Origin of the sequence: [Ruminococcus] lactaris ATCC 29176 (assembly GCF_025152405.1) — a bacterium.
GTDB lineage: Bacteria > Bacillota > Clostridia > Lachnospirales > Lachnospiraceae > Mediterraneibacter > Mediterraneibacter lactaris.
This window is the reverse complement of sequence record NZ_CP102292.1, coordinates 2,478,161-2,493,963: the sequence shown is the minus strand read 5'-3', so window position 1 is coordinate 2,493,963 and position 15,803 is coordinate 2,478,161. Positions and strand designations below refer to the sequence as shown.

At 38.5% G+C, this 15,803-nt stretch carries 14 protein-coding genes and 3 pseudogenes; all 17 read left to right on the top strand.

Annotation, left to right across the window (positions count from 1 at the left end):
• Positions 1 to 415 precede the first annotated feature (415 nt).
• The 17 genes and pseudogenes from NQ541_RS11635 to NQ541_RS11550 all read left to right on the top strand — a co-directional run bounded on the left by NQ541_RS11635 (position 416) and on the right by NQ541_RS11550 (position 15,449).
• Positions 416 to 1,702 (top strand): AAA family ATPase, encoded by a 1,287-nt coding sequence (locus tag NQ541_RS11635; protein ID WP_005609461.1) that lies wholly within the window; start codon positions 416 to 418, stop codon positions 1,700 to 1,702.
• A gap of 253 nt (positions 1,703 to 1,955) precedes the next feature.
• The gene (locus tag NQ541_RS11630) at positions 1,956 to 2,849 is read left to right on the top strand and encodes a hypothetical protein (protein ID WP_005609458.1); all 894 of its coding nucleotides are present in this window, start codon (positions 1,956 to 1,958) and stop codon (positions 2,847 to 2,849) included.
• A gap of 105 nt (positions 2,850 to 2,954) precedes the next feature.
• A complete protein-coding gene (locus tag NQ541_RS11625; RefSeq protein ID WP_005609454.1) occupies positions 2,955 to 3,173 on the top strand; it encodes a DUF2188 domain-containing protein in 219 nt (72 codons plus the stop codon).
• 347 nt (positions 3,174 to 3,520) lie between these two features.
• A complete protein-coding gene (locus NQ541_RS11620) occupies positions 3,521 to 3,760 on the top strand; it encodes a hypothetical protein (RefSeq protein WP_005609451.1) in 240 nt (79 codons plus the stop codon).
• Positions 3,761 to 3,772: 12 nt separating this feature from the next.
• On the top strand, positions 3,773 to 4,141 hold the full coding sequence (locus NQ541_RS11615) for a hypothetical protein (protein WP_005609448.1): 369 nt from the start codon (positions 3,773 to 3,775) through the stop codon (positions 4,139 to 4,141).
• A gap of 93 nt (positions 4,142 to 4,234) precedes the next feature.
• Complete coding sequence (locus tag NQ541_RS11610; RefSeq protein ID WP_005609446.1) at positions 4,235 to 4,444, top strand: DUF6462 family protein; 210 nt, start codon at positions 4,235 to 4,237, stop codon at positions 4,442 to 4,444.
• A gap of 93 nt (positions 4,445 to 4,537) precedes the next feature.
• Positions 4,538 to 4,708 carry a hypothetical protein gene (locus NQ541_RS11605; RefSeq protein ID WP_005609445.1) on the top strand — a complete coding sequence of 57 codons (171 nt, stop codon included), beginning with the start codon at positions 4,538 to 4,540 and terminating at the stop codon, positions 4,706 to 4,708.
• 36 nt (positions 4,709 to 4,744) lie between these two features.
• The gene (locus tag NQ541_RS11600) at positions 4,745 to 5,980 is read left to right on the top strand and encodes a tyrosine-type recombinase/integrase (protein ID WP_005609444.1); all 1,236 of its coding nucleotides are present in this window, start codon (positions 4,745 to 4,747) and stop codon (positions 5,978 to 5,980) included.
• 170 nt (positions 5,981 to 6,150) lie between these two features.
• Positions 6,151 to 6,618 (top strand): annotated as a pseudogene (locus tag NQ541_RS11595) (lysine--tRNA ligase); the annotation flags it as partial.
• A gap of 302 nt (positions 6,619 to 6,920) precedes the next feature.
• The gene (locus NQ541_RS11590; RefSeq protein ID WP_008119059.1) at positions 6,921 to 7,445 is read left to right on the top strand and encodes a flavodoxin family protein; all 525 of its coding nucleotides are present in this window, start codon (positions 6,921 to 6,923) and stop codon (positions 7,443 to 7,445) included.
• Between the two features lie 153 nt (positions 7,446 to 7,598).
• Positions 7,599 to 8,120: a DUF6462 family protein gene (locus NQ541_RS13400; protein ID WP_005609441.1), complete on the top strand. Its 522-nt coding sequence runs from the start codon at positions 7,599 to 7,601 to the stop codon at positions 8,118 to 8,120.
• Positions 8,110 to 8,337: a DUF6462 family protein gene (locus tag NQ541_RS11575; protein ID WP_005609440.1), complete on the top strand. Its 228-nt coding sequence runs from the start codon at positions 8,110 to 8,112 to the stop codon at positions 8,335 to 8,337. The genes NQ541_RS13400 and NQ541_RS11575 overlap by 11 nt, the downstream gene beginning before the upstream one ends.
• Positions 8,338 to 8,351: 14 nt before the next feature.
• Positions 8,352 to 8,735 (top strand): annotated as a pseudogene (locus tag NQ541_RS11570) (TnpV protein).
• 145 nt (positions 8,736 to 8,880) lie between these two features.
• Positions 8,881 to 9,489, top strand: a complete 609-nt coding sequence (locus tag NQ541_RS11565; protein ID WP_044940102.1) for a recombinase family protein — start codon at positions 8,881 to 8,883, stop codon at positions 9,487 to 9,489.
• 211 nt (positions 9,490 to 9,700) lie between these two features.
• Entirely contained in the window at positions 9,701 to 12,520 is a 2,820-nt protein-coding gene (locus NQ541_RS11560) for a DNA methyltransferase (protein ID WP_005609436.1), read from the top strand.
• Positions 12,521 to 13,164: 644 nt separating this feature from the next.
• Positions 13,165 to 13,893, top strand: a pseudogene (locus NQ541_RS11555) (AAA family ATPase); the annotation flags it as partial.
• Positions 13,894 to 14,162: 269 nt separating this feature from the next.
• On the top strand, positions 14,163 to 15,449 hold the full coding sequence (locus NQ541_RS11550; RefSeq protein WP_005609426.1) for an IS110 family RNA-guided transposase: 1,287 nt from the start codon (positions 14,163 to 14,165) through the stop codon (positions 15,447 to 15,449).
• The last annotated feature ends 354 nt before the right edge of the window (positions 15,450 to 15,803 follow it).

Genomic DNA, 15,803 nt, shown 5'->3' with positions numbered 1-15,803 from the left:
AATAAGGATGATTGAATGACATGGAGTTCTTCATTTTATTCGAAGAAGGTGTTTATATGGTGTAAACACAATGCCAATTTAGACTTTTTTACTAATTAATACATGCAAAATTGCAAGAGACGTTCATGAGATAAAAATATTTTGTGGCTGTTTTTGTAGATTAAGAAGTGATATCAGGTTAGTTTTGCAGAAGGGCGTTTCTATAATGGAAAACATGGGATAATATAAAAAACACAGGATTTATGAATGATAGAACAAAAAGATACTAATAATCAATTTGTTAAGTTGGATATATCGATTGAAATGAAAGAAAAATTAGTTAAACAACAAAAAAATGCATATATGTTAAAAAAATGCATATAACTATTGACATCGCAAAGAGGTTTGCATATAATGTAGTTGTGGAGGTGGAACTATGGAAACAGCAATATTAAAAAGTATATCAGCAGAGAATTTTGCTTCTTTTGCAGACAGGGTAGTTTTTACCTGTGTAGCAGATGGGAGCAAAAAGGAATATGCAATGAACACTTTTAAAGCAGGAGATGATGTTATCAATAAAGTCTCTTACGTGTATGGTTCTAATGGTTCCGGAAAAACATTTTTTTGCAAAATTCTAAGAGAAATTCAGAGGATAATTGCGTTATCGCCGTTTTCAATGATGAAAAGTTCGCAAATAAAAGCCTTATTTCCGAGTGAAGAACTGTTGAAGCCAATACCGAAGTTTGCTTTTGACATTGCATATCAGGACTTACCAACAACATTAGGTATAGACATGATCATTGATAATATTACATATCATTATGAGTTCTCTTTTTTGGGCGAAAAGGTTGTTCATGAACTTTTAACTAAGAAATACCGGCGAACAGAAAAAATTTTAGAAAGACTGTCACCATCTTTTCAGGATATAACTGTTAGATCGGAGCTTAAAAGCTTTGAAGATACTAAGAGAGTTGTAAAAGAAGATGCATTGTGCTTAGGAATGGCTGCAATGTTGAATAATGATTTTGCAAACATGTTAGTGGATACAATCAAGGAAATAAATGTATTCAATATGACTGCTCCCCGTTTAAATCCAGGTGAAATGGAGGCATTTTCTGAAGAACGAATTGAAAAATATGTAAAGATATTACAAAAAGCGGATCCAACTATTCGGAGAATGCATGTAGAGTACGAGGAAGAAGAAGTAGCAAGACAAAAGGTTGATTTTGATGATTTCGAAAATAGAGAAATTATACAAACCAAGACGACAGTCGGTGTAAAAACAGACCATGCATTATACGATCATGGTGTTGAAATTGAAACTGGTACTGACCAGATAGAATTTTTCAAAGATGAATCGTTGGGGACCGTTAAATTATTTACTACATTACCGTATCTCTTTGATGTGTTGGAAAATGGTGGAATACTGGTTTTGGATGAGATTGAAAACGGTTTACATCCTGCACTAGTAAAAGAGATGATTTCACTTTTTATAGACGAAGAAAGCAATCCGCATCATGCACAGTTGATATGTACAACACACCAGCCATTGTTGGTTAGCGAAAATGTTAAGAGGGATCAAGTATGGATTCTTAGTAAAGATAAATATGGAAAAAGTTCCTTGAAGAGATTAAGCGATAAGAGTTTCTCAAGAACGAAGGTTAATCTTACAAATAAGATTTTAGAGGGGGCTTTAGGGTGTAACCCAGATAAGTTTTTTTAAAACAACACTGGATAGAAAAAGACACCGAGTTGCCACACCCGGTGCCATGGAAAGACATTAGTTATAAACTCTGTCTTAATAAAATTCGCAAAATTTATTTTACCACAGAGTTGAAAAAAATACAATAATTAAGAGCTCTTTTCATCGGATTTTACAAATGGATTTAACATAATGTGTACTGCCAATACACAAGAAATCTGTTTTTCTTCCTTGTGATTTTTATAAATATAAAATTAAAAAAGGAGGAAGAAGAATGTATCTTTCTGATTATATTAAAGACGGCCGTAAAGGCCATGCAAACTTTGAGTTTGTAGATGTACAGTTGGATTCGGATAATCGTATTTTTATCGACCCAGCAGTATTAGAGAATGCAACAGATGAATGGAGTGTTAATGCGAATAATTGTGTACAATCATTTTTTGATTGTTTATTTGTGTCTCTGAAGCACAATCAGTCTGATGAGTTATTTAACCATGCTCACGAACAAAATGCTACCAAATTTGGTTATGGTAATGGGAAGAATGGAAAAGGAAAAACTGCCGGTGGGTTGGAAGAGGCATTAAGTCAATTGAGAAATTTGGTACATGTAATTCCTACCATCAGTAAAGGGGAAGATATTCCTGTTCTAGTAGAAGGATTTGCAGAAGATTGTATGTCTGATCTTCTTACAAATATCTTGCATGAACAATTGAATGAATTTACTACACTACAAATGAAGAGCAGAGGAATTCCAGCAGCAGGAATGAAAACTTTTTGGACATGGGATGCGAAGGAAAATGCATGGCATCAGGTGACGAGGGAAAGTTGGTTCTACCAGGATAGAGAATTGCTAATGGTCCCGAAATGGATTGTAAGAAAAAATTATTTGTTTAAAACACATCAGTATTTATATGGTGTCATAATTGAAAGAATGCAGGCTAAAAACGGCTGGGAAGATATGAAAAAAATAGATGTACTAAATAATATGCCAAAGAATAATGAACACTGGGAATACGAAACAGTGATTCAATATACGAAAGAGCATCCGGATGCTTTAGACGAATATCATAAACGAATTCCAAAGTATTATAGTCGTGCCCATGGAATAATGAGCGACGAAGAGTTAGATATGGCAATTTATGGATGTTATATTGAGGAAGTTGCTTAGGTGCATGTAAATTAGAAAATTACATAGTGGCATGTGATTTGATTGAATATGAGGCAAGGCTGGCAACTTGCTTCTATAAATTAAAAATATTGTGAGGTGAAAGTTATGAATCATCATATAACTAAACGACCTGATGGAAAGTGGCAGGTAAAAGGCGAAGGAAATCAGCGTGCATCTGTTGTGACAGATACACAAAGAGAAGCGATAAATTTGGGAAGAGAGATATCCAGAAATCAGAGAGGAGAATTATTTATCCATGGTGTAGATGGAAAAATCAGAGCACGTGATTCTCATGGGAATGATCCGTATCCACCAAGAGGGTAGGGAATGAAAGAAAAATGATTAAGGTGCTGTTTGCGGAGAAAGTAAGTTTTCTGTAAGCAGCATTTTTAGATAACTTTACTATTGCGGTAGATTACGGTCAAAGTGACAGAGATGCTAAGTATTATAAGATGGCGGAATGTCATAAGCTTGTTAAAATTCATCAGTTAGGGCAAATGTTTCTTGCCAAAGCGTAATATTCAATATGCATAGATATCACTTATCAATATATGATTTTTCTAAGCGTATAGGAATAAGTAAATTTGGATTGACAGAAAATATAGAAAAGCGTATTATAATAATAAGAGGTGGGATTTCCCACACAAATGCTTGCGTAGGAGGTGTTGGTAATGGAAGCGATGAAAGATTATGTTGCCCATCTGGATAACAAAAAAAGAATTACGCTCAGAGGAGCTGCTTATCAGTATTACAATGTAAAAGAATACGGAAATGGCTGCATTATTCTGGAACCTCGGGAACTGGCAGTGCCAGAGAGCATTTCAGCCAGAACTCTGGCAGATATGGATCGTGCAGTAAGTAACTTTAAGAGAGGCGATGTTTCCCCGGCTATTGACCTGTCAGATTTTTAAAAGGAATAAGAGATGAATTTTAATATACGAATGGGAATTCCTGAAATGCAGGAACTTTGGTTAGATCTGCAGGAGAAATATCGTTCCGGTAATATAAAAAAGAAGGAAGAACAGTTGTATAAAAAATGGGGGAAGGCTTTAAAGCTGTTGTCGGCTGATCCGGGTTATCCGAGTCTTCAAACCCATGAAATAGAGCCATTATCCAGACGTTATGGAATGAAAGTGTGGCAATCATATCTGGAAAATAAAACCAGTGGCGCAATGAGAATGTACTGGGTTTATGGACCAGACCAGAAAGATATTACAATTATCGGTCTGGAACCACATCCGGAAGATAAGAAAAATGGCGCATACGACCGAATTCCACTGTCGGATTTGTAGAATAAAACTGAATATGGAATTAAAACACGAGCAGTTAGTCTATGAAAAAAATAGGGTAGCTGCTTTTTTCATGTCCAAAAGGAGGTGCGGTGTATGGGATATGCACGTAAAGATGTAGAGAAAACAAAGAAAATAGCAAAGAAATTTGTACGCTATCAAGAGGGTGCAGAGCTTTATAGCATTGGACTGACGAAATTCCAGGAGTTGGCGAAAGAAGCTAAAGCAGTGTATAAGATTGACAAGGTTGCTTTTGTAAATTGTGAGATATTTGAAAAGTATCTGGAGACATTTCGGATTGCGTAGGGAACAGAAGAAAATTGTGGAAGGACGAAAAATAGGGATTGACTTCTTGTCATACGAAAATTATAATGTGGATGTGGAGGAATAAGAACAGATATGGCGAAAATAGGAAGACCAAAGTCGGAAAATGTAAAAAAGAAAGTGTTGAGTATCCGGGTGGAAGATTCTATGTATAAGTGTATTTGCGATTATGCCAGGAACCACAAAATGACTGTGACAGAAGTTGTCTTGCAGGGACTGGAAAAAGTATTGAACAGACCTGAATAATATGTAGTCCTTCCTTTATTTGAAGGAGGATTTTATATGGCACAGACAAGAAAAGATCTGCGAGGCAGAGTCCTGCGGAAAGGTGAATCACAGAGACGTTCAGATGGGAGATATGTATATACTTATACGGATCCTCTCGGAAGACGTAAATATGTTTATACACAAGACCTTGTAACGCTTCGGGAAAAAGAAGCACAGCTCATGAAAGATCAGATGGACGGTCTGGATATTTATGTTGCCGGAAAGGCTACAATAAATTTTGTATTTGACCGTTACATGAGTCTCAAAAACAATCTGAAACCAACGACCAAGAGCAATTATCTTTATATGTATGACCGATTTATCCGGGATACATTTGGAAAGCGGAATATAGCAGAGATTAAGTATTCTGATGTGGTGCAGTTCTATAATCACCTGATTGAGAAGCAGGAACTGAAAATCAACACGTTGGAAACCATTCACACGTTATTGCATCCGACTTTTCAACTGGCTGTAAGGGATGACATTATCAGAAAAAATCCTACGGATGGAGTCATGGCAGAATTAAAGAAAAACTTAGGCATGAAAACCGGTGTGAGACATGCACTGACTATTCCACAGCAGAGAGCATTCATGGAATATATTGCTACGCATCCGATTTATTTTCACTGGTGGCCGATTTTTACGATTTTTCTTGGAACCGGGTGCCGAATCGGCGAAGTTTTAGGGCTTCGATGGGAAGACATCAATTATGAGAAGCGAATTATCAGCATCAATCATAATCTGACGTATTATCCAGTAGGAGAAGACCGGGCATCGGAAAATCACATTTCAACGCCGAAAACAGAAGCCGGAATGCGTACGATTCCCATGTTGGATACAGTGAAAGATGCTTTTGAAATGATCTGGGAAGAGCAGAAAGAAAATGGCTGGACAGATGCAGAGATTGATGGGATGACAGGCTTTGTTTTCTGTAACCGTTATGGAAATATAATGAATGCCCAGTCAGTCAATCGTGCAATTAAGAGAATCTCATCTGCTTATAATGCAACAGAAGAAGTAGAGGCAAAAAAAGAGCATCGAGAGCCGGTGCTGTTGCCGGATTTTTCAGCGCACAGCTTGAGACACACATTTTGCACAAGGCTTTGTGAAAGAGAAACAAACCTGAAAATAATCCAGTCGATCATGGGGCATAAGGATATTCAGACCACTATGGATATCTATGCAGAAGCGACAGAGGAGAAAAAACAGGAAACATTTGAACATTTGGCTGCAACAATGGATGTATTTTAAGAAGGGCTTATGAACCCTTTCATCTGACAACAGAAATAACCAAATGACATCAAATTGACAACAGATATGATTTGACAATGATTCATCATGAATGGTGATGAAGAGAAGACAATTTAATAGGAATAGCTCAGCGAAGCATCACGAAGGGTAATGAAGAAAAATCAAAAAAATTCCCGACAATGAAGTCATTAGATTCTGACAAGAAAGCAAATAAGACTTCCGCAGCAGCTCCGGCAGCGGCAGAAAAAACAGTTGAGAAGATTGATTTTTCCAAAGTAAAAGTTGAGCCATTATTTGAAGAAATGGTTGATTTCGATACTTTCAGCAAGTCTGATTTCAGAGCTGTAAAGGTAAAAGCATGTGAAGCAGTTAAGAAATCCAAGAAGCTGTTACAGTTCACTCTGGATGACGGAACAGGCACAGATCGTACGATTTTAAGCGGTATTCATGCTTATTACGAGCCGGAAGAACTGGTTGGAAAGACTCTTATCGCTATCACAAATCTTCCACCGAGAGCTATGATGGGCATTGACTCTTGCGGTATGCTCCTCAGTGCTATTCACGAAGAAGAAGGCGAAGAAAAGCTTCATCTTCTGATGGTTGATAACCACATTCCGGCTGGTGCAAAGCTCTATTAAGATGAGAAAACTGAGCCTTGCGGCGGTGTGCACTTGCGAACATCGACATAAGGCGAAAAACACACGGAGACGGCAGTCGACGTGATGTAAAGATGTACCGTTTTACCAAATAAACGGAACGTACTTCATTTGATAAAAAACTGAAAAAATAGCGATTTACATCAAACTTACATCATTTGATGCAGAAATCGGTGCAAGCAAGAAAAAATCGCATAATTAGTACAAAGAGTGGGCAATTCCAATCGGGATTGCCCATTTTTAAAACAAACAGAAATACAAATCGGAAGTTGGAGGATACACGCATGAAAATTGTAATCATTAATGGAAGTGCCAGAAAAGGAAACACGCTGACAGCAATCAATGCATTTATAAAAGGAGCATCAGAAAAGAATGAAATTGAAATCATTGAACCTGACAAACTCAACATTGCACCATGCAAGGGATGTGGTGTCTGTCAATGCTCTAAGGGATGCGTCGATAAGGATGATACAAATCCTACAATTGATAAAATTGCTGCCGCAGATATGATTCTTTTTGCTACACCAGTTTATTGGTGGGGAATGTCAGCACAATTGAAACTTATCATTGATAAGTGCTACTGCCGTGGATTGCAGTTAAAAAATAAAAAAGTTGGCACGATTGTTGTAGGCGGTTCTCCCGTAGACAGTATCCAGTATGAGCTGATTGATAAGCAGTTTGACTGTATGGCAAAATATCTTTCATGGGATATGCTTTTCAAAAAATCATATTACGCAACAGCCAGAGATGAACTTGAAAAAAACAAGGATTCCATGAACGAACTTGAGGGGATCGGAAAAAATTTATAAAGCACGTTCCAAATTCAAGTTTGTCAACTTGCCCTTTGAGAGAGGAGAACTCCTTTTCTCAAAGGGCTTTTTCTATTTATACGGATATTCGCAAACTACAAGATAAAGCCAAAACTTCATATACTCTAAGCACAAGGAGGTTGAGGTTTGGCTATGAACAACAGTTTAACAGAAGTACATCCGGAGCTTGTTTCGGAGTGGTCGGAGAAGAACTTACCGCTTACACCTAATGACATTACTTTCGGTTCAAATAAAAAAGTATGGTGGAAAGGTGCTTGCGGTCACGAATGGCAGGCAAGCGTTAAGGCTCGTTCCAATGGAGAAAAATGCCCGATATGTTCCGGTGCGAGAGTGATTGCAGGGATTAACGATTTGGCGACATTAGAGACATTATTGGTAAAGCAGTGGTCGAAAAAGAATAAGATAATCACAAGTATGAAGGAAGTACCGGAGCAGCTTGGAAAATTGCGCCGACAGTATCTGCGTTATCAACAGGCAGAGATTATTTACAGCATTTCTCATAAGAAACTTTTTGAACTCGCCAGTGATGCAGGTGCGATTTACAGAATAGATGGAACCGTATTGATCAACCGGGATATTTTTGATGACTATCTGGAGCGTTTTCATGAACCAGCGACAAGAAAAGGTAAGGAGGAAATGGCAGATGAGCGGTAATGTATGGATGTTTTCAAATGAGATTGACGACGAAGATCTGGAATTTATGAGCCATGACTATGTGACCTACAATATGGCGTGCGAATACTACAGGCTGGGAATCAAACCCGTTGTCCGTATGTCGCATGAAGCAGGGGCAGTATATAAAATCGGGAAAAAGGTGTTGATTCGAAGAAGTATATTTGAAGCATATCTGAGAGAGAAGAGAAAGATTTGATGGAGGAGAAGAACATGAGTAATCAGAGAAAAATACTACATGATGACAGGAATGGATTAGATTATGTGTTGGCAGGAGATTATTACCTGCCAGTGCTATCATTATCGAAAGAAACCAGACCGATTGGGTACTGGGGAATGCTCCGAAAAGAATATATGAAAAACTATAAATCAGGTATGTATTCTTATCTTCTGTTGACTGGGAAACTGGACAGCTATCTTGCGGATATGAATGAACAGGCACAAGAACAGTATGAATTGATTGAGGCACAAATACGAAGTGCGTAGGGAGTTACAGAGGAATTGAAAGCACAGAATCCTATGGAATGGGTTCGCAGAGCAAATAACATCTGGAATCGTACACAGGAAATTGTATTGAGCAAATTAGTGTATCTATAGGAAGGCATGAAACAGATTCTTAAAGCATTGTCCTGAATGAGATAGTAGTTTAGAGTGAAAAAGTTCAGAGAAGACATGGGGAGCTGTCTTTCTTTTGGGGAAGACGGCTTTTCACCTATCAGAGACTATGCAGGAGGTAACAAGGATGGGGAATATATTTGGATATATACGTGTCAGTAGTCGGGATCAGAACGAAGATCGGCAATTGATTGCAATGAAGGAGTTGGCTATCCCAGAAAAGAATATTTTTATTGATAAACAGTCTGGAAAAGACTTCAAGCGTCCACAATACAGAAAAATGGTTCGACGTGTCAGGAAAGATGATCTGCTTTACATAAAAAGTATTGATCGCTTAGGACGTAACTATGCGGAAATACTGGAACAGTGGAGAATTCTCACAAAAGACAAAGGAATTGATATTGTGGTTCTTGATATGCCTTTACTTGACACTCGCCGGGGAAAAGATCTGATGGGAACGTTTTTGTCAGATATTGTATTGCAAGTACTGTCGTTTGTAGCAGAAAACGAAAGAACAAATATTCGGCAAAGGCAAGCAGAAGGTATTGCAGCGGCAAAAGCCAGAGGTGTGCGGTTCGGCAGACCACCAAGCAGATTGCCGGATAATTTTCACGATGTGTATCAGCGGTGGAAAAATGGGAAAATAACTGGAACGTCTGCTGCGAAAGAATGTAATATGCCCTTATCAACTTTTCGGTATCGTGCAGAAATTTACGAAAAAGTCAAATTATTGTAAGGTGGTTGTTTTACATGAAAGTGTACTTTCCTGTAAAATGCTCACTTTTTTCTTTACTTATCCATAATATCACAAAACAGCCATTCTTCCAATGATTGAAGCACCTTGAGAGCATGAAAAAATCACTTGTCAAAAAGTACACATTTTCGCAGATGGAAGTATCGGTACTTTTCCTGTCAGAGCAATAGAGCATGACGCAGGAGGAAAAACGATGACCGATGCAGAACAGAGGGAAGCTGCCCGCCAGTTTGCAAATAAATGGAAAGGACGGGGACGGGAGGATGAAGATGGAAGATCCTACTGGATTGATTTTCTGTCAAACGTCCTTGGAATGGCTAATGTAACAGATCGTGTGGAATTTGAAAAGAAAGTTGTGGTTGATGGAAATACAAAAAGAATTGATGTGTATATCCCGGAAACGCATGTACTGATCGAACAGAAAAGCCTTGGAAAGGCACTGGATCAGAAGATTATGAATTCAGGTTCGGTGGAACTGACACCGTACGATCAGGCAAAACGCTATAATGATAATCTCCCATATAATGAAAAAGCACGCTGGATCATCACCAGTAATTTTTCTGATATATGGATTTATGACATGAATGCCAGAGTGCCGGAAGCAGTAAAGATATCTTTGGGTGAAATACCAGGCAAATATCCGCTGCTGGATATTCTGATAAAGAAAGATGTGCAGAAGATTTTCCATGAGATGGAAGTGTCAATTAAAGCTGGAGATATCGTTGGATTGCTTTATGAAGCATTTCTGAAGCAGTACAAGATTCCGGATGCAAATCCGAAAGCTGAAACAGCAGAGCAGAAAGAGAAAAGAGAGCATAAGCTGAAAAGCCTGAATGCTTTGTGCGTCCGGATTGTGTTTTGTCTTTATGCGGAGGATGCTGGCATTTTTGGAAGAAGGGATATCTTCCATGATTATCTGAAGGCATATGATGTAAAAGATTGCAGGCGTGCATTACTGGAACTTTTTAAGACATTAGATACACCTGTTTCTGAAAGAGATGAATATCTGGAAGAAGATCTAGCACAGTTCCCCTATGTAAATGGCGGTTTGTTCTCCGATGAATCCATAGAAATCCCGCCACTGACGGAAGAAATCAAGGAACTGCTTTTGACAAAAGCTTCCGAAAATTTTGACTGGAGCGATATTTCACCGACTATTTTCGGGGCGGTATTTGAATCAACGCTGAACCCGGAGACACGTCGGGCAGGTGGAATGCACTATACAAGTATTTCCAATATCCACAAAGTGATTGATCCATTGTTCTTGGAGGATTTAAAAACAGAGTTTCAGGAAATTTTGAAGATTCAAGTTCAGAGAACAAAGATAAAGCGTCTGGATGAATTTCAAAATAAAATTGCTTCTTTGAAATTTTTAGATCCGGCGTGTGGTTCCGGAAATTTTTTGACAGAAACGTATCTGTCACTCCGTAGATTGGAAAACGAGGTCATTCGTGAAAAAGTTGGAGGTCAGATGACTTTGGGAGATGTACATAATCCAATCAGAGTATCTATTCAGCAATTTTATGGAATAGAGATCAATGATTTTGCTGTGACGGTAGCAAAGACAGCTCTATGGATTGCAGAATCACAGATGATGGAGGAAACAAAGAACATCGTGTATGGATTCAATGATGATTTTCTTCCACTGAAAACCTATGTGAATATCACAGAAGGAAATGCATTGAGATTGGACTGGGATGATGTGGTTCCAGCTAGTGAGTTATCGTACATAATGGGGAATCCACCATTTGTCGGACATAAAAATGTATCACTTGAACAAAAAAACGATATGAAACGGATATTTAATAATAAACAAGGACGCTTAGATTATGTATCTGCTTGGTATATGCTTGCGAGTAGATATATTCAGAATTCAAAGATAGAATGTGCCTTTGTTTCTACTAATACTGTAGTTCAGGGAACTCATTTAGAAAGTTTATGGCATACCTTATTAAATGATTATCATGTAAAGATAAACTTTGCGTACAATACATTTAAATGGGAAAGCGAAGCATCTCAAAAAGCGGCGGTTTTTTGTGTAATAATCGGATTCTCAACTATAGAAAAAAAGGAAAAACTATTATTTGATGCATTTGATCAAAATGCAGATAACGGAAGAATAGTAAAATATATTAGCCCATATCTGGATGATAAATATACGATTGTGGTAAGGAGTCAAAATAAACCTGTATCAGATCGTCAACTTATGGTATATGGCAATATCCCAAGAGATGGTGGGTTTTATACATTTACAGAGGAAGAAAAAGATACATTTTTACAGGAGGAACCGGATGCTGCTAAATTTATGTATCGTTTTCTCGGGTCTAAAGAATACATCAATAACACTCAAAGGTGGATTTTATTTCTTAAAGATGCAGAACCGCAAGAACTAAAAAATTTACCTAAAGTAATGGAACGCATACAAGCTGTAAAAGAATTTAGATTATCTAGTAAAGCAAAAGAGATTCATAAATTTGCTGAAACACCAACTTTATTTGCACAACAAACGCAACCAGTTGGTGAGCCATTTGTAATTGTTCCTATCGTTTCATCATCACGTCGAAGATACGTTCCGATGGGATATGTAGATGGAAATACTATTGTAAATAATCGAGTATTTCTAATTCCTAATGCTGATTTATATATGTTTGGAATACTGAATTCAAACGTACATAATGCATGGATGCGAAAAGTTGCGGTACGGTTAAAAGATGATTATTCTTATTCAAAAGATCTTGTATATAATACTTTCCCATTACCGGAACTTACAGAGGAACGAAAAAAAAATATAGCACAAACTGCAAAATCTATTTTAGATGCCAGAGCACTTTATCCAAACAGTAGCCTTGCAGATCTTTATGATCCATTGACTATGCCACCGGAATTACTGAAAGCACATAATGCAAATAATAGAACTGTAATGGCAGCTTATGGCTTTAGTATCAAGATGACTGAAGCTGATTGTGTAGCAGAATTGATGAGAATGTACCAGATATTAACAGAAGAAAAATAATGATTACCCCAAAGGGCATTAACCGTAAATGGTTAGTGCTTCTTTTTTTGCTTTTTTTCAAAATCATCTGACTTTATACATTCTGCCACATGTGATTAGTGGAAAAATGATTTTTCAAGAAAATCTATGCCCTCACGTTCTCTGGAACATGCAACTGGCGAAGAAGTATTTCATTTATGTACAAAAAACTTGCAAAAAGGGGTTGGTAAATACCATTTCCAACGCTTTATAGGTAGAGGAATAATTATTTTTCAAAATTTCCCAAAATCATGTCCGATTTTGTCGCTCCCAATACAGAGTATATGAAGGGACTAAGAAAGTAAAAGAAAAAATGATAAAAATGTAAAAAAATATCACGAATTTTTTGCATGGTGCCAAGTCATTTGACTTTAGTAATTAGAGGACGTTTTGGAATGTTCCTTCGTTGAACCTTGACAATTGATAAGTGCACCCTGAAAGCCTACCAGGAGTTCTGCCATGACCTTTCTTTTTCTGAAAGCAAGCGGAATCATAATGACACTCCCGATGATGGGCGGCTGACCCAAGCCTTATGGTCAGTACCTGTGTATGCAGGCAGAGGCAGTCTGAGACGACTGCAGGTGACAGGGAAACGCATGACAGACCGCCGATGCAACAAATAACTAATAACAACAAGACTGATAGAAGCAGGAGCAGGTCTGAGTCGGGGTATGGTAATTGATGATACGGAAGAAGCATTAACCTTATCTGATGATCGAATTGAAAGGGCAGTCAGATAGAATCAAGTGCAGCTTGTAATCATTGATCCTTTACAGGTATTTATTGGAGCAGATGTGGATATGAACCGGGCAAATGAAGTGCGTCCGGTGTTCCGAAAACTGGGAATGATTGCAGAGAAGACCGGATGTGCCATTGTGCTGATTGGACATCTGAATAAATCTTCCGGGACACAGAGCACGTATCGGGGACTTGGCTCTATTGATATTATGGCAGCGGTGCGAAGTTTAATTTTCATCGGGAAAGTAAGAAAAGATCCAACCACAAGGGTATTGATTCATGAAAAAAGTTCTCTTGCACCACCAGGGGAGACAATGGCGTTTAAACTGGGAGACGAAGAAGGCTTTCGATGGGTAGGAGCCTATGAGATTTCCACAGATGAATTGTTAGATGGAAAAGAAGGAAAAGCAACAGAAACAAAGCTGGAGCGAGGGGCAAAGCTGATCAGGGAACTGCTTGTTGATAAAAAAGAAATTTCAAGCAGAGAATTAGACGAAAAGGCAAAGGAGCAGGGAATATCCGGGCGAACAATGCGTGATGTGAGAAGCAGGATGAAGAATGAGTTGGAATATCGGGTAAATGAAAAACAGGAAAATAGTATTCGATTAAAAGAATGATGGTGGCAGAATCATTGGAGTAAGTATCGATTCTTATAGATACCGTATCTGCCGCCTGCCAATGTATGAAATTGTGAAAAAAGATTGCGAACTGCTTGCAATTTGCAATCAAAAAATATAATGAAGAAAAAAGAGGAGCTTCCTGTATAATTCAAATATAGGGAATTCCAAGAAAGAAGGTTGAGAAAAAACAATACCTCAGAGTAAAATAAGATTACTGACTTTGCACGGTTAGTAAAAAATCTTATTAAAACAGTGAGGTATCTAAAATGAATTGTAACACACAGAACGCAAAAATTGCATCTATAACTGAAAAAACTTTGATTGTTGGAATTGATGTTGGCAGTGAGACCCATTATGCCAGAGCTTTTGACTGGCGTAATTATGAATACAGTAAAAAACCACTGGAATTCAGTAATACAGAAGCGGGGTTCATGACATTTAAAGCATGGGTGGAAGATATCGCAGAAAAACAAGGCAAGACAGCTGTAATTCCCGGAATGGAGCCAACCGGACATTACTGGTTTGCACTGGGAAAATTCCTGCAGGACAGTGGAATGAAGCCTGTTCATGTGAATCCTCATCATGTCAAGAAGTCAAAAGAACTGGATGACAATAATCCTAACAAGAATGAGCGTAAGGATCCAAAGACAATTGCAGCATTGGTCAATGAAGGAAGATTTTCTTATCCTTATATACCAACCGGTATTTATGTAGAAATCAGGAGTTTATCGAACCTCCGCTTCCAGACACAGGAAGAGCTTACAAGAATCAAGAACCGGATTGCCAGATGGTTTTCCATTTATTTCCCTGAATATAAAGACGTTTATGGGGATTTAATGGCAGTCAGCGGACGGATGATACTTAAGGAAGCTCCCTTGCCGGAGGATATCAGCAAACTTGGTGTGGATGGTGTGAATCAAATCTGGAGGAACGTGAAGCTGAGAGGCATTGGAATGAAGAGGGCAAAGACCCTGGTATCAGCGGCAGAGCATAGCGTTGGCAGTAAAGAAGCACCGGAGGCGGCAAGGATAGAACTAATGAATCTGCTGAATGACGTGGATGTATATGCGTCAAGGCTAGAGGAACTGCTCCGAAATATAGAGGATAAACTGATGACGATTCCATATGTTGATAAACTAATGGAAATCAAGGGAATCGGATTGGTTACTGTCAGTGGATTTATAGCTGAGGTAGGGGATATTGGACGTTTTGATAACCCGAAACAGCTGCAGAAACTGGCAGGATATGCAATCGTGGCAAATGATTCCGGAAAGCATAATGGAGAAAGCCGAATCAGTTACAGAGGCAGGAAACGACTAAGATATGTGCTGTATGAAGCAGCAATATCACTTGTGGGTAAAAATGCAGAGTTCAAGGCAATACATGAGTACTACCGAACCCGCAAAGAAAACCCGTTAAAGAAGATGCAGTCAGTAGTAGCAGTGGCATGTAAGATTATTAGGGTATTCTACACAATCCTGACAAAGGGTGTGGATTATGACCCAATGAAACTGATGAGTGATATCAGAAGGCCACAGTTGCAGGCAGCGTAGTAAGCAGAGACAAACAGGTAATGCTCTGTCACAGTTGAATTGAACTTTCAGAAATAGCTACGGAGAGTTGAATTCAGCTGTGACAGGAAGGCTGAGAAGTATGAAGACCGAGTCGGGAAAACGTCCGCCGTAAGGTGCCGTGAGGTATTGATACTTAAACAGGTCAGTAAGACTTAAAACAAAAAAGAATGAGCCAGTAGTCGGCAGGAATAATCACCATAGGGCATGACCCTGTAGAGGAGCTAAGCTGACACCCTGGTTATGGACAGGCGGGACGAAGGAAGTTAGGACCCGGCAGAAATGCGGGTGATCCTGGTAGACACGGGAGGTTCGCTGCCGTAGATGGAAGGGTAT

Excerpts from the sequence above, each read along its gene's own strand:
- NQ541_RS11590 (WP_008119059.1), top strand. The coding sequence starts at position 6,921 with ATGAAAATTGTAATCATTAATGGAAGTGCCAGAAAAGGAAACACGCTG.
- NQ541_RS11565 (WP_044940102.1), top strand. The coding sequence starts at position 8,881 with ATGGGGAATATATTTGGATATATACGTGTCAGTAGTCGGGATCAGAAC.
- NQ541_RS11620 (WP_005609451.1), top strand. The coding sequence starts at position 3,521 with ATGGAAGCGATGAAAGATTATGTTGCCCATCTGGATAACAAAAAAAGA.
- NQ541_RS13400 (WP_005609441.1), top strand. The coding sequence starts at position 7,599 with ATGAACAACAGTTTAACAGAAGTACATCCGGAGCTTGTTTCGGAGTGG.
- NQ541_RS11630 (WP_005609458.1), top strand. The coding sequence starts at position 1,956 with ATGTATCTTTCTGATTATATTAAAGACGGCCGTAAAGGCCATGCAAAC.
- NQ541_RS11615 (WP_005609448.1), top strand. The coding sequence starts at position 3,773 with ATGAATTTTAATATACGAATGGGAATTCCTGAAATGCAGGAACTTTGG.
- NQ541_RS11610 (WP_005609446.1), top strand. The coding sequence starts at position 4,235 with ATGGGATATGCACGTAAAGATGTAGAGAAAACAAAGAAAATAGCAAAG.
- NQ541_RS11605 (WP_005609445.1), top strand. The coding sequence starts at position 4,538 with ATGGCGAAAATAGGAAGACCAAAGTCGGAAAATGTAAAAAAGAAAGTG.
- NQ541_RS11635 (WP_005609461.1), top strand. The coding sequence starts at position 416 with ATGGAAACAGCAATATTAAAAAGTATATCAGCAGAGAATTTTGCTTCT.
- NQ541_RS11600 (WP_005609444.1), top strand. The coding sequence starts at position 4,745 with ATGGCACAGACAAGAAAAGATCTGCGAGGCAGAGTCCTGCGGAAAGGT.
- NQ541_RS11560 (WP_005609436.1), top strand. The coding sequence starts at position 9,701 with ATGACCGATGCAGAACAGAGGGAAGCTGCCCGCCAGTTTGCAAATAAA.
- NQ541_RS11625 (WP_005609454.1), top strand. The coding sequence starts at position 2,955 with ATGAATCATCATATAACTAAACGACCTGATGGAAAGTGGCAGGTAAAA.
- NQ541_RS11575 (WP_005609440.1), top strand. The coding sequence starts at position 8,110 with ATGAGCGGTAATGTATGGATGTTTTCAAATGAGATTGACGACGAAGAT.
- NQ541_RS11550 (WP_005609426.1), top strand. The coding sequence starts at position 14,163 with ATGAATTGTAACACACAGAACGCAAAAATTGCATCTATAACTGAAAAA.